General features: G+C 44.5%; 11 protein-coding genes. 6 read left to right on the top strand and 5 right to left on the bottom strand.

Annotated elements, in window-relative coordinates; translation table 11 throughout:
* Together PNC201_RS20890 and PNC201_RS20885 are read left to right on the top strand one after the other, a co-directional pair.
* Nucleotides 1–729 (top strand): 5-oxoprolinase subunit PxpA, encoded by a 729-nt coding sequence (locus PNC201_RS20890; protein WP_039496314.1) that lies wholly within the window; start codon nucleotides 1–3, stop codon nucleotides 727–729.
* Nucleotides 730–791: 62 nt separating this feature from the next.
* Nucleotides 792–1,322 (top strand): GNAT family N-acetyltransferase, encoded by a 531-nt coding sequence (locus tag PNC201_RS20885; protein WP_102058294.1) that lies wholly within the window; start codon nucleotides 792–794, stop codon nucleotides 1,320–1,322.
* A gap of 318 nt (nucleotides 1,323–1,640) precedes the next feature.
* On the opposite strand, the gene PNC201_RS20880 is transcribed toward PNC201_RS20885, so the two are convergent.
* On the bottom strand, nucleotides 1,641–2,054 hold the full coding sequence (locus tag PNC201_RS20880) for a VOC family protein (RefSeq protein WP_102058293.1): 414 nt from the start codon (nucleotides 2,052–2,054) through the stop codon (nucleotides 1,641–1,643).
* 166 nt (nucleotides 2,055–2,220) lie between these two features.
* Here PNC201_RS20880 and PNC201_RS20875 point away from each other — a divergent pair, with 166 nt between their 5' ends.
* The 3 genes from PNC201_RS20875 to katG all read left to right on the top strand — a co-directional run bounded on the left by PNC201_RS20875 (nucleotide 2,221) and on the right by katG (nucleotide 7,668).
* On the top strand, nucleotides 2,221–4,239 hold the full coding sequence (locus PNC201_RS20875) for a S9 family peptidase (RefSeq protein WP_102058292.1): 2,019 nt from the start codon (nucleotides 2,221–2,223) through the stop codon (nucleotides 4,237–4,239).
* 102 nt (nucleotides 4,240–4,341) lie between these two features.
* Entirely contained in the window at nucleotides 4,342–5,115 is a 774-nt protein-coding gene (locus tag PNC201_RS20870) for a class I SAM-dependent methyltransferase (protein ID WP_102058291.1), read from the top strand.
* A gap of 330 nt (nucleotides 5,116–5,445) precedes the next feature.
* Nucleotides 5,446–7,668, top strand: a complete 2,223-nt coding sequence (gene katG, locus PNC201_RS20865; protein ID WP_199539709.1) for a catalase/peroxidase HPI — start codon at nucleotides 5,446–5,448, stop codon at nucleotides 7,666–7,668.
* Between the two features lie 276 nt (nucleotides 7,669–7,944).
* On the opposite strand, the gene PNC201_RS20860 is transcribed toward katG, so the two are convergent.
* On the bottom strand, nucleotides 7,945–9,057 hold the full coding sequence (locus PNC201_RS20860) for a VarG family subclass B1-like metallo-beta-lactamase (protein WP_158299149.1): 1,113 nt from the start codon (nucleotides 9,055–9,057) through the stop codon (nucleotides 7,945–7,947).
* Nucleotides 9,058–9,168: 111 nt separating this feature from the next.
* On the opposite strand from PNC201_RS20860, the gene PNC201_RS20855 reads away from it, so the two are divergent.
* Nucleotides 9,169–10,101 carry a LysR family transcriptional regulator gene (locus PNC201_RS20855; protein ID WP_102058289.1) on the top strand — a complete coding sequence of 311 codons (933 nt, stop codon included), beginning with the start codon at nucleotides 9,169–9,171 and terminating at the stop codon, nucleotides 10,099–10,101.
* A 78-nt stretch (nucleotides 10,102–10,179) separates the two neighbouring features.
* Here PNC201_RS20855 and PNC201_RS20850 read toward each other — a convergent pair whose 3' ends face one another.
* From PNC201_RS20850 to PNC201_RS20840, 3 genes are all read right to left on the bottom strand, one after another.
* Nucleotides 10,180–10,635, bottom strand: coding sequence for a hypothetical protein (locus PNC201_RS20850; RefSeq protein ID WP_102058288.1), 456 nt, complete (start codon nucleotides 10,633–10,635; stop codon nucleotides 10,180–10,182).
* A 111-nt stretch (nucleotides 10,636–10,746) separates the two neighbouring features.
* On the bottom strand, nucleotides 10,747–11,595 hold the full coding sequence (locus PNC201_RS20845; protein ID WP_102058287.1) for a lipase secretion chaperone: 849 nt from the start codon (nucleotides 11,593–11,595) through the stop codon (nucleotides 10,747–10,749).
* Nucleotides 11,592–12,509, bottom strand: a complete 918-nt coding sequence (locus PNC201_RS20840; RefSeq protein ID WP_102058286.1) for a lipase family alpha/beta hydrolase — start codon at nucleotides 12,507–12,509, stop codon at nucleotides 11,592–11,594. The genes PNC201_RS20845 and PNC201_RS20840 overlap by 4 nt, the downstream gene beginning before the upstream one ends.
* Between the last annotated feature and the right edge of the window lie 40 nt (nucleotides 12,510–12,549).

The following is a 12,549-nucleotide window of genomic DNA, read 5'->3' as shown; positions in this document are numbered from 1 at the left end:
ATGTTATTAAATTGCGACTTGGGTGAAAGCTTTGGCGCTTGGAAAATGGGGTTAGACGAACACGTAATGCCACATATCGACATGGCCAATGTCGCTTGTGGTTTTCACGCAGGAGATCCTGATGTACTCGCGCAAACACTAAAGCTGGTCAACACGCATCAAGTGACGCTTGGCGCACATCCAAGCTATCCAGACCGCCAAGGGTTTGGCCGCCGCTCAATGCAGCTCTCTGAGCAAGAGATAATCAACGCCTTACATTACCAAATTGCCGCAATTGAAGGGATGGCAAAGGTGCAAGGCTTAACACTAAATTATGTAAAGCCACACGGCGCACTTTATAACGATATGATGAAGTCACAAAGGATATTAAGCTGTGTTATCAAGGCCATTTCACACTATCCAAGTGAGCTTAAGTTGATGGTGCTAGCCACTGCGCAACAAGCAAGTCACCAACAACTCGCCGACGACTATAATGTATCACTGATTTTTGAAGCCTTTGCCGATAGGCTGTACACCGATGAAGGCTTACTGACTCCCCGCTCTGAAGCGGGCGCAGTGCATGACAAATCAGCACTACTTGCGCAAGTTAAGCAATTACACCAGCAAGGCAGTGTCACGACTGCAAGTGGGAAGTCACTTTCCTTACGCGCCGACACCTTATGCGTTCACGGTGACAACGAGGCGAGCATTGCCTTAATTGAAGAAATAAGAAACGTGATAAATCAATAATTTGTGATAGTCTGGCCGTACATGTTTAATAAGTGAAAGTTAACTAAGCGAAAGGACTTTACATGCAGCTCACAACAGAAAGACTTACCTTAAGACCTATACTTAATACAGATTGGCCGCTATGGTTAGAACTTCATCAACAACCAGATGTCATGCGTTTCATCGGTGAGATTACCGATGAAGCTACGCTGCGTGAAAAGTTTAACCGTGGTTTAAGCGCCGGACTTGGGCAGTGGCACAAAGAAGATAACACCTGGCTCACCTTAGTGATTGAAGAAACGGCCACAGCGACCCCAATCGGGCTACACGGATTTTTAAGTATGTGGGCCCCATTTCAACAGGCCGAGTTAGGTTTTATGCTTTCCCCCGAATTTCAAGGAAAGGGTTACGCCTTTGAAGCTTCTAAAGCCGTCATTGATTTTGCCTTGCACGAATGTAATTACCACAAGCTCATCGCCACCGTTACCCAAGGAAATCATGCCTCTCACCATTTACTCAAAAAACTAGGATTTGAGCTTGAAGGCACGCTAAAACATAACTTCCAAATTAACGGTGAGTGGGTAAATGACGAAAAGTTTGGGTTGCTAAAGTAACCTGAGCTTCGGATAATTAATGCCTTTCTAGCAGCCAGTTTTAGCGCTAACTGCGTTGAATTCACTTCCAATAGCCAGCTATTGGTGCGTAAATTTGCCTAGTTATCCCTAAAACTCTCTGGCTAGATAAGAAGATAGTTTAAGGTGATTAAAAAACAATGAGTTAGCTCATTCCTTATCCAAACCTCAGGTTAAGTAATAACAGAGCGGTACTCACCAAATGAGGGCGGATCATTTGTTTTTAAAAACGCTAGATCTCCCTCATTCTAACCACCCGCTATAGCTATAACATGGGTAACACTCATGCTTCTTAGCAAGTTAATCACTATTACGCTCAGAAGGCAGATCACTCATATATTCCACAAACTCAATTTCATATCCAGCTGGATCAATAAAGTAAACGTTTTTTCGGTGTGGATGCTGCGCCCCGACTTTATCGACCGCATAACCCGCTTCGGTTAGCCTATTAACGACACGCTCGATACTTTGAACCACATAGGCAAAATGTGCCAAGCCGACTTGGTGACCTTCGAGTGCTCTGTTGTGACCCTCACCGTGATCGCTAAACGCTATATAATGATAGTCATCACCAAAGTGCAGCCATGTTCGTGCTTTGCCGTACCACTCGCCTTGCCCTTTGCGTCTAACTTTCCAGTGAGGAAATGCGGCGCGATAAAAGTGAAGCACCTCTTCTAGGTCGCTAACTACCAAATTTACGTGTTCTAAGTACATATCATCCTCTTCATTATAAATTTCGTTAACTGCTGGCAACGATAAAACCGCAAGCTAAGTTGAGGTAAAGCACTTTTTTATAGACTTTTAATTTGTTCACCGCAAAGAGTTGATTAAGCTGCAATATGGCGCATAGTGGAAATGATAATTAGAAACAGGATGAGTCATGAAATACTTTCTAGCAGGCGTCGCGATTGCGAGCTCAGCTTGCACTGTGCAAGCCGCATCGCTTGAGCCAACCGATATATTTAATCTTGAATATGCTAATCAAATTGACATCACCAATGACGGTGACAAAGTCTTCTTCGTGCGCAACCGCATGGATATCAAAAGTGATAGAAAAGTCGGTAATATCTGGTCTGTAGACCTTGCTACCAATGCAATGCAGCCAGTTACCTCTGGATTGCACATGGATTATTCTCCTGTGCTGTCGCCTAGTAATGATCGCATCGCTTTTGTTTCTACTCGCGACGGTAGTAGCCAAATTTATGTGAAATGGTTAGCAACTGGTGCCATTGCCAAGATCAGCAATTTAGCCCATGGACCATCAGGACTGCATTGGTCCCCAAATGGTAAAAGCCTATACTTTAGCCAGTTTGTTCCCAGCCAGAAGGCACCACCGGTATCTGTTGCAGGGAAACCCAAAGGGGCAGAATGGGCAAAACCACCCGTATTTATCGATGAGGTATACTATCGTGCCGACGGTGCTGGTTATACCGAACCGGGCTTTAATCATATTTTCAAAATTGACGCCAACGGTGGCAATGCAAAACAGTTAACCTCAGGCAACTTTGATCATGGCGGCGAACTGAGTTTTGCTGATGACGCAAAGACACTGTATTTTTCGGCTAATCGCCACAAGGATAACCAGTTAAACCCAACCAACAGCGAAGTCTATAAGCTAGACCTAAACTCGCTTGAAATCACCGCGGTAACTGACCGAGTTGGCCCAGATAATCACCCCGAGGTGTCACCTAATGGCCGCTATCTGGCTTACCTTGGTTATGATGATAAAAAAACCAATTACGAGAATAGCCTACTCTATGTCAAAGATCTCAAATCCGGCGAAACCAAAACCTATGCAGCCGATTTAGATAGAAGCCTTGCCTCTGTCACTTGGGCCGCCAACAGCCGTGGTGTCTATGTAAGTTACGACAGTGAAGGGAAAACCACACTTGGCTACCAGCCGTTAAAAGGGCGTTTTGAGCAGATAACGGATGCCATTGGTAGTGTTAGTTTTGGTCGCCCCTATTCAGGTGGTGACTATGCCATCAGTGATCGTGGACTAGTGGCTTTTACACTTGCAGATACCCAGCGCCCTGCCGATGTCGCAATTGTAAAACGCGGCGAGCCAAGACCAATTACAAAGCTTAACGAAGATGCCCTTGGCGATAAAACACTGGCAAAAGTTGCAGAAGTTTGGCTAAAGTCGACACATGATCAACTGCCAATTCAAGCTTGGGTCGCCTACCCTCCTGGGTTCGATAAATCTAAAAAGTATCCGCTCGTACTTGAGATCCACGGTGGCCCAGTTGCAAACTATGGCCCACATTTTAGCGCCGAAGTACAACTTTTTGCCGCCCAAGGCAGCGTCGTGCTTTACATGAATCCACGAGGCAGCGACTCCTACGGCAAAGAGTTTGCTCAAACTATCCACCATAACTACCCAAGCCATGACTTTGACGACCTAATGACAGGTGTCGATCACCTGATTGGCGAAGGCTATATAGACAAAGACCGCTTGTTTGTTACGGGCGGTTCAGGTGGCGGCGTACTCACTGCGTGGACTGTCGGTCACACGGATAGATTCGCAGCAGCGGTCGTAGCAAAGCCGGTGATTAACTGGTATAGCTTTGTATTAACTGCAGATTTCTATCCATTTTTTGCGGACTACTGGTTCCCAGGAAAACCATGGGAGCACATGGAACATTATATGAAACGCTCGCCTATTAGCTATGTGGGTAATGTAAAAACCCCAACCATGCTACTGACAGGTGAAGCGGATTATCGTACGCCAATTTCAGAAACCGAGCAGTATTATCAGGCGCTTAAGCTACAAGGTGTAGAAACAGCTATGGTCAGAATTCCAGATGCCTCACACGGAATCACCAAAAGGCCATCCAACCTGCTAAACAAAGTGGCTTATATTCAGTGGTGGTTCGACAAGCACGATCCGAAGAAATAAACAGGATCCCAACCAAGCCGGGGCAGCCTTGCCTCGGTTTCTTTACTAATTTATCTAACTTGTTTATTGTTAAAGAAAATCCACAAAAATAGGGAATTCAATATGGATTATGTCTCTCTCAATCGTGCGGCATGGGAAGAACGAGCCAAGGCACATTTTGACTCTGAGTTTTATGACGTCAATCGCTTTTTGCAAGGTACCTCTTCGCTCAATCCCATTGAATGTGAGCTACTTGGTGATGTATCAGGCAAGAGTCTGCTTCACCTACAATGTCACTTCGGCTTAGATAGCCTGTCATTCGCAAGGCTGGGGGCTAAGGTAACAGGTGTCGACTTTTCGACAGAAGCCATTACCCGAGCAAATACATTGGCTCAGCAAACTGGGCTTGATGCCAGTTTTATCTGTCAGGATATCGCGCAATTTGGGCTTGAGAATACCACACAATTCGACATTGTCTTTGCATCCTATGGCACCATCTGCTGGTTACAAGATTTATCTCAGTGGGCTGCCACTATTGCCTGTGCTTTGAAGCCCGGCGGTCAGTTTTGTTTCGTGGAGTTTCACCCAAGCATTGACCTTCATTTGGGTTACCCTTATTTCCCACAAACTCAGCCGGATATTAGCGAAGAATCAACCTATACTGAGAACCACCAAGATAGCAAACAAACCATTGCGACTTGGCCACACTCAATCGCCGAAGTGATGCAGTCCTTAATGCAAGCTGGTCTTACAATTACCCACTTCGATGAGCACCCTTTTAGTCCATATAACTGCTTTGAAGGTTTAGAGGCAGTGTCTGGACAAGGCTTTCAGTTATTGAGTAAAGGGCATCAAGTTCCATTGCTATTTTCAATATTGGCGAATAAAGCGGAGTAGGACTCATTACTCCGCCGTATATTTTTTCATACCCAATACAATTACGAGACTATTAAGCACTATCTTTGCGCACCTAGCTAGCTACCAAAATTCAATATGATCTTACAAGCTTTCTGTTTTAAGCCAATTATTGCAAAAGACTAGATTAAAGTTTTACTTCAAAAATATTCTTGCTATAGAAAATAAATATAACACTTTGATAAATTAGATTTTTTATCGATTTATTTTTCCGAACATACCAATTTGTTTTTCTGGATTTTCTCTTTTTAATTTGTGAACTAAAGTTTAACACGCAGTTTGAGACACACTTTAATTACGAGGGAAAACCCCATGAATAGAAAATCTAGAACGATGTTGTCTGCCGTAGCGCTCGCAGTAACAACAACGCTATCAGCCCCGAGCTTTGCTGCAATGAGCGAAGCGAAAACCAACCAATTTTGGTGGCCAGAACAACTAAACCTAAGCCCATTAAGACAACACAGCCCAGAATCCAACCCTTATGGCGCAAGCTTTGACTATGCCGCTGAATTTAGCAAACTAGATCTTAAGCAAGTCAAAAAAGACATTGAGCAAACACTCACTGATTCGCAAGACTGGTGGCCTGCCGACTGGGGTCATTATGGTCCCTTTATGATCCGTATGGCATGGCATAGCGCTGGGGTCTATCGTGTACACGATGGCCGTGGTGGCTCGGCAGGTGGCCAACAACGTTTCGATCCGTTAAACAGCTGGCCTGATAACGCGAACTTAGACAAAGCAAGACGATTATTGTGGCCGATTAAACAAAAATACGGCCGTAGCCTATCGTGGGCAGACTTAATGGTCTTAGCAGGCAACGTTGCGCTTGAATCAATGGGCTTTAAGACCTTTGGTTTCGCCGGTGGCCGTCAAGACGATTGGGAACCTGATTTAGTTTATTGGGGGCCAGAAGATGCTTTCTTAAAAGACGAGCGTCGTGACAAAAAAGGTAAACTAAAGGGCCCATTGGCAGCAGTTGAAATGGGACTTATTTATGTCAACCCTGAAGGCCCACACGGTAAACCAGACCCATTACTTGCCGCAAAAGATATTCGCATGTCATTTGGTCGCATGGCCATGAACGACGAAGAAGTGGTCGCACTTATCGCGGGTGGTCACACCTTTGGTAAAGCACATGGCGCGAAAAAGCCGTCTGATTGTGTGGGTAAAGAACCAGCCGCAGCAGAGATTGAAGCACAAGGCCTAGGTTGGAAAAATAAATGCGGCACGGGTAAAGGTGCAGACACCACAACAAGCGGTTTAGAAGGGGCTTGGACGGTCACACCAACTCAATGGTCAACCAATTATCTCGACAACCTAATGAACTTCAACTGGGTAATGACAAAAAGCCCAGCAGGCGCGACCCAATGGATCCCTGACAACAAAGCTGCGGCAAACCTAGTGCCAGACGCCCACATTGAAGGTAAACGCCACGCACCAATAATGTTCACCACGGATTTGGCATTAAAATTTGACCCTGAATACCGTAAGGTTATTGAACGCTTCCGCAAAGATCCAAAGCAATATGAGTTGGCGTTCGCGAAGGCTTGGTTCAAATTGACCCACCGTGATATGGGTCCAAGAGCCCGTTATGTGGGTTCAGAAGTACCAAGCGAAGTACTGACTTGGCAAGATCCAATTCCAAAAGCGAATTACAAGATGATTGATAACAAGGACATCAGCGCACTGAAAAAATCAATCTTGAACTCAGGTCTAACAAAGCAAGAACTGATCAGAACGGCATGGTCGGCAGCATCTAGCCACCGTGTTACTGATATGCGTGGTGGTGCAAACGGTGGCCGTTTACGCCTCGAGCCTCAGGTAAGTTGGGAGGTAAACAACCCTGACGAAGTAAACAAAGTGCTAGCTACATTGACGGACATTCAAACCCGCTTTAATAAGCGCGCTGGCAAAAAAGCAGTCTCTATTGCCGACTTGATTGTGTTAGGTGGTTCTGCAGCAGTTGAAAAAGCCGCAAACGACGCAGGTTACAAAGTAAATGTAGCGTTTAAACCGGGCCGTACCGATGCCTCACAAGCACAAACGGACGTCTTATCATTTAGCTATCTGGAGCCAAAGGCAGACGCGTTCCGTAACTATTACAGTGATGAAGCGTTTATGTCACCAACTGAAATGTTAGTAGACAAAGCCAATATGCTGGACTTATCTGTACCTGAAATGACGGTACTATTAGGCGGCCTACGTAGCTTAGACGCAAACTACAAAGGCGCAGAGCACGGTGTATTTACTGACAAACCAGGTCAGTTGAGCAACGACTTCTTTGTTAACCTGCTAGATATGTCGACTAAATGGTCAAAGGTAGAGGGGCAAGAAGGCTTATACGAAGGCCGTGACCGTAAAACTGGAGAGATAAAATGGACGGCAACACCAGTTGATTTAATCTTTGGTTCTAACTCTGAGCTTCGCGCAATTACCGAAGTCTATGCATCGGACGATGCCAAACAGAAGTTTGTAGACGATTTTATCGCCGCTTGGGTGAAGGTAATGCAACTAGACCGCTTTGACTTAAAATAAACCAATTAAGTAGAGCAAACAGGGCCTGATTTAGGCCCTGTTTTTTATTCGTGCTGCACATCTACTAAGGTCAAAATATAGCTAACATGCGTTTTCGCACCACATGCCCGCAGTGTTTTCACCAGACAATTTGTAAATTAGTTTCAGGTACTAGAGACCCTCGTGTAGACAAATATGGTTGATAATTTATCTGACTGGCCATGTGTAATAGGTAGAGAGCCAGTTCTTCAATTTAGTTGGAGCACAAAAAATCGGCGCTTAGCGCGCCGAGTGAACTTAATGATCAATCATATCAGCCAAAATGATGGCTGCGTGGGTTTCCACCGCACCTGAATCGAAACCATACATGTGCCCATATTTGTTCGCTAGCTCGGAATGCACATTATTGATGATCTCTTCTTGCCAGCGTTTAAACCAAATGAAGTGGTTGCCGTCACTAAAAACTGGGGTGTAGGGCGCAACTTCTAATTGTTTACCGACTTCCGTTCTAACATCAGCAATGTATTCCAACAGATCTTTTACGTCCTTTTTTGAACCTATATTGCCATGACCGCCATTAATAAAGTTCCAGTGCTTACTGAGCGGTTTCCTCAGAAGATTTTGTAGATCCACTTCGTAACCATGGAAATCTTCCGCTCCCGCAAAATTGTAAAACGGCAGCTGATCAGGGTTAATCATGTCAGCGAAATGCAGCACGCGATCGCTTGGAATTAGAATCATCGTGTTATCCGGTGTGTGACCAGAACCTTCTGGTGCCATCATCTTCAGCCTTATTGAGCCAAATTTGACCGTTCTAGTTCTTTTCAAATCGTACACTTCATTTGGTGCAGGAACTTTAGGGGTTCTCACACCGTTTTCGTTCAATTCAGCGTGAAGGTTGATCTTGTCAGCAACGGTTTGACTCGCGATAACACGGACACGCCCCACCCTTGGGTAATTTTTCTTAATTAAGCCAATAAGTTGATTACCTCCACCTACATGATCTAGGTGATAATGAGAGTACATAATAGCAGTGATCGGCTTATTGGTGATGGATTGAATACCTCGAAACAGCGCATCAATACGACCATCACCAAGAGGGTCAATCAGCAACACCGAGTCTTTGGACACCACAACGGTAGCGTTGTAGTAATTTACTCCGATCCAGTAGGTATTTTTACCCAATTTCTGTACAGTGAATTTACTGTCATCAAACTGGCGTTCATAAAGGTTATTGATTTTTTGGCCGATTTTTAGCGAGTGCTTTGCTGATGGTTCAACTTCGAGTTGAGCCGTTTCACCAGGGAATAAAATCGCGTGTTGGTTATTATGGTCATGGCCTATCGCACTGACATTAAAAGTAAACACTGCAGCAGCAATAGGGGTTAAAGCTAGGGTGGGTAGTTTCATTTTTCTCTCCTCAATAAGATGAAAAAAAGATAAAACAAAAACAAACATATCAAAAATGCATGTTTGTTATAGTATGTAGATCATTTACGCATAATTTTATACGGTGATGGCATGGGTGTACCTGAGTTGAATCTACGCAGTATTGACTTAAATCTGTTAACGATCTTAGAGAAGGTGTTGATCCACAAGCATATTAGTCAAGCCGCTCATGCATTAAACATGAGCCAGCCAGCAGTGAGCCGAGCCCTGATGCGCTTGCGAAAGCAATTTGGTGATCCATTGTTGGTAAAGGTGAAAAATGAGTACCGTTTAACTGCAAAAGGCGAGCGCCTTCGTAGCGAACTGGAGCTATCACTCACTACTATTCGTCATATGTTGGTGGATGATGAGTTTGACCCTCTGCAATACTCGGGCGTGTTCACTATAGGGGCGCTGGATTTCGAAATGATGATGATTGTGCCGAAATTGTTGGCGCGCTTTCAACAGCGTGCTCCAAATTTGAAATTACAAATTGTGTCTTACAACTCGTTTATACCGCTTCATGACTACTTGGAAAAGGTGGCGGATTTATTATTGTACTCCACAGATGAGACACCCACCAACGTATTTAAACAACGCTTATTTAATGACAATTATGCCATAGTAATGTGTTGTCAGCATAAATGGGCTCATCAGCCTATGACGTTAGCGCGCTATTGCCAGAGCCGACATCTCATCGTTTCTGGTAATGGCTTGTGCAAAACGGATATGGATCATGAGCTAAAAAGGTTGGATGCTCAGCGAGAAGTAGTGGCATCTTTACCACATTTTTCGATGGTGCCGGAGTTATTGATTAACACGGATCTGATTGCCACTTTACCAAAGCGTCTGGTCACTCATTTAAGTAGACGTTATGACATCACGGTAGCCGATTTACCGTTCCACACTGCCGATTTTCAAGTTGAACAATTTTGGCATCTCATTCATCACAATAGCCCAATCCACCAGTGGGTGAGGCAGGAAATAAAAAGCTTGGTGGATGAAGAAATCGGTGAAACGGCGTGAGGCGACTTGATTGAATCGCCTCTTCACTCGATCTCTCAACTGAGCGTTATCTTTATCGATAGCCCTGTTATTAAGCGGCTAAACAGCGCCTCGCGCAGCTAGACATCCAGAGTTATTTTTAGGCAATGCTACAAAGCAAAGCCGAGATGCGAACTTATCCGTCACCACATCGCTTTGTGCTTTATCGCTACTGTTATAGAGGTGCAAGTGATTATTTTCGACAAAATAAAGTCCCAATTGGTTTAATCGTGCCGCCCACCGAAACCCCGATGCTAAATCACACTTTATATAAACACTTAACTCTCGATATTGCATTTGCTGATCACCGCCCCACAGCAACTGATAAGGCACATTTGCGCGCTGTAAAGCCCCTTGCCAAAATCGTGATAAGCGCTGATTTTTATCTTCACAAAGTACCTTTCCATGTGGATTCCAAAGGCTCAAGATAGCGCCCCGTGTATCAAAGCGGGTTGGCCGTAACGGTTGAAAATATACTTGTAAATAAAGCTGCCACAGGTTTGGTTCAATTTTCATGTTTTACTGCTTGTTTGATTGTATTGACCAGTTATCAAGATGGGCTCATGGCTGCTGGTTCGGCTGCTCCATGTAACCGGCCTATACATCTTATCAATAACTAAAAAATTATCACTTAACCAATACAGCAACTCGCTTTTGCTCGTTCTCCGTGAAGGTTTGTTTGAGTAGTAACTCGACTCTTTCTTTTGCGATTTGGCTATCACCAAGCTCGGCTAGAATATTTTGCTTTTGCAGCATAAAGCTTTGTAGTTTTTGCTGCCAATGCTGTTGTTGCTTCTGGACTTCAAGTATACGAGTTGCGGCTTTATCGCCATATTCAGCACTTAGTTCGTTATAGTGTTTTTGCTGCCAGTTTGCGTTTAGGGTGTGTAACTGGGCTGAGGTTTGAAATAACACTTGTTCACGCTTTGGAAGCCCACTGATATGCGTCTCAATTAATTGCTGCTTTTGCGATTCAGATATAGATGCGTCTGACAAAATTTGCCAGCGACTCAAAGCTTGCGTATCCCACGCATTAGCATCTTCAAACCAAACTGCTATCACTTCATCCGTAAAAAATTGCCGCTGCAGTGCGTGTAGCAGCTCAACACGTTCTAGTAGATTAAGATGCGTATCCACATCAATTAAGGCCTGCTTAAATTGCACGTAGAGACCTGCAACTTCGTGAAGGCATTGTGGTAATAATTCCAGATAAGCTTGCCACTGCTCGGCTTGGTTATGGTTTTGTAGCTCAAAAAGCCAATCGTCGATTTGATGCTTATGCTGTTTATTAATGGTCTCACAATGTACGCTTACAGATGCACTCCTTGTGGGTTGTGGGACCTTATGCGCATCATTTTTCAGCTCAGATAACTCCGCGAACCGGGGAACATGACGCGGCGTCTCTTGCTGTTCACTCTCGATATAAACCAGCGACAGCATAGTCAAAATGATTAGCAAAAGGCCCCACTTTTTCATAGCGCCAAACCTTTTAAGCGGCGAATATGCTGGCGATAAACGGTTAATGGGTCTGTTTCGAACAAGTGATGAATACCAATGGTGTGGTTTACCTGATCTAAATGGTTCATTTTGAATTGGTTATTGATCACCTGACCTAAATTACTAGAACAAGCTGATACTAGGCCGTCGTTGGCCTCATCAAAAACTTGAGAGAACAGTGCAAGTACGTTGTCAGCGGGGTCAAATACGTTGGTCCATGCTTTGCTGCCACTCCATGAAAAATAATGCACGCCATTGCTCGCTAGACTTTGCGTTTCGCCACAATAATGACTTGGCACACCCTCTGGGTATTTTTGGTTAAATGCTAATGTGCCAGCCGTGGTCAAAGCACCTAGTGCTTCGAGTGCGTCTTTTGGTGCGGTGGCTTTACCAGATAGCAAATCAATTAACCCCGCAAGGCCGTTAGCAAGCGACGCTAAAAACTGCTCCGAAAATGAACCATTGTCTACTCCACCGCGAACAACATCAGCAAAACGGCTACCCCAGTTTACGCCACCAATACTAGTCGCTGAGGCCACCCACTCAGGTTTAACTGAGGCAACGTAGCGAATAGTTTGCGCGCCTTGGCTGTGACCAATTAAATTAACTTTGTCTTTACCCGTTAATGCTCGAACCAACGCAACTTGCTCTAGTAGTTGCTCACCACGCAATTCTGAATTATGGGCTGATGATACTTCTGCAACATAAACCTGCCCTCCTTCATCATGGATCACTTGTGGTACGCGATAAAAATAATCTACTCCGAGCAGATTATCAAAACCAAACAGACCGTGAACTAATACCACGGGATACTCTAATTCCTCACCGCTGTGGGCGGGAGAGGTAACGATCGATAGCAACCCAAGCAGGGCGCTGAGAATTAACCTTTTCATGTACTTGCTCCAATTATTACAATTTAGTAACAAATAAACT

This window comes from Pseudoalteromonas sp. NC201 (assembly GCF_002850255.1).
GTDB lineage: Bacteria > Pseudomonadota > Gammaproteobacteria > Enterobacterales > Alteromonadaceae > Pseudoalteromonas.
Note: the sequence above shows the minus strand (reverse complement) of the source record. Positions and strands in the feature narration are given on the sequence as shown.

Excerpts from the sequence above, each read along its gene's own strand:
- PNC201_RS20840 (WP_102058286.1), bottom strand. The coding sequence starts at position 12,509 with ATGAAAAGGTTAATTCTCAGCGCCCTGCTTGGGTTGCTATCGATCGTT.
- PNC201_RS20890 (WP_039496314.1), top strand. The coding sequence starts at position 1 with ATGTTATTAAATTGCGACTTGGGTGAAAGCTTTGGCGCTTGGAAAATG.
- PNC201_RS20870 (WP_102058291.1), top strand. The coding sequence starts at position 4,342 with ATGGATTATGTCTCTCTCAATCGTGCGGCATGGGAAGAACGAGCCAAG.
- PNC201_RS20860 (WP_158299149.1), bottom strand. The coding sequence starts at position 9,057 with ATGAAACTACCCACCCTAGCTTTAACCCCTATTGCTGCTGCAGTGTTT.
- PNC201_RS20845 (WP_102058287.1), bottom strand. The coding sequence starts at position 11,595 with ATGAAAAAGTGGGGCCTTTTGCTAATCATTTTGACTATGCTGTCGCTG.
- PNC201_RS20885 (WP_102058294.1), top strand. The coding sequence starts at position 792 with ATGCAGCTCACAACAGAAAGACTTACCTTAAGACCTATACTTAATACA.
- PNC201_RS20855 (WP_102058289.1), top strand. The coding sequence starts at position 9,169 with ATGGGTGTACCTGAGTTGAATCTACGCAGTATTGACTTAAATCTGTTA.
- PNC201_RS20880 (WP_102058293.1), bottom strand. The coding sequence starts at position 2,054 with ATGTACTTAGAACACGTAAATTTGGTAGTTAGCGACCTAGAAGAGGTG.
- PNC201_RS20850 (WP_102058288.1), bottom strand. The coding sequence starts at position 10,635 with ATGAAAATTGAACCAAACCTGTGGCAGCTTTATTTACAAGTATATTTT.
- PNC201_RS20875 (WP_102058292.1), top strand. The coding sequence starts at position 2,221 with ATGAAATACTTTCTAGCAGGCGTCGCGATTGCGAGCTCAGCTTGCACT.
- katG (WP_199539709.1), top strand. The coding sequence starts at position 5,446 with ATGAATAGAAAATCTAGAACGATGTTGTCTGCCGTAGCGCTCGCAGTA.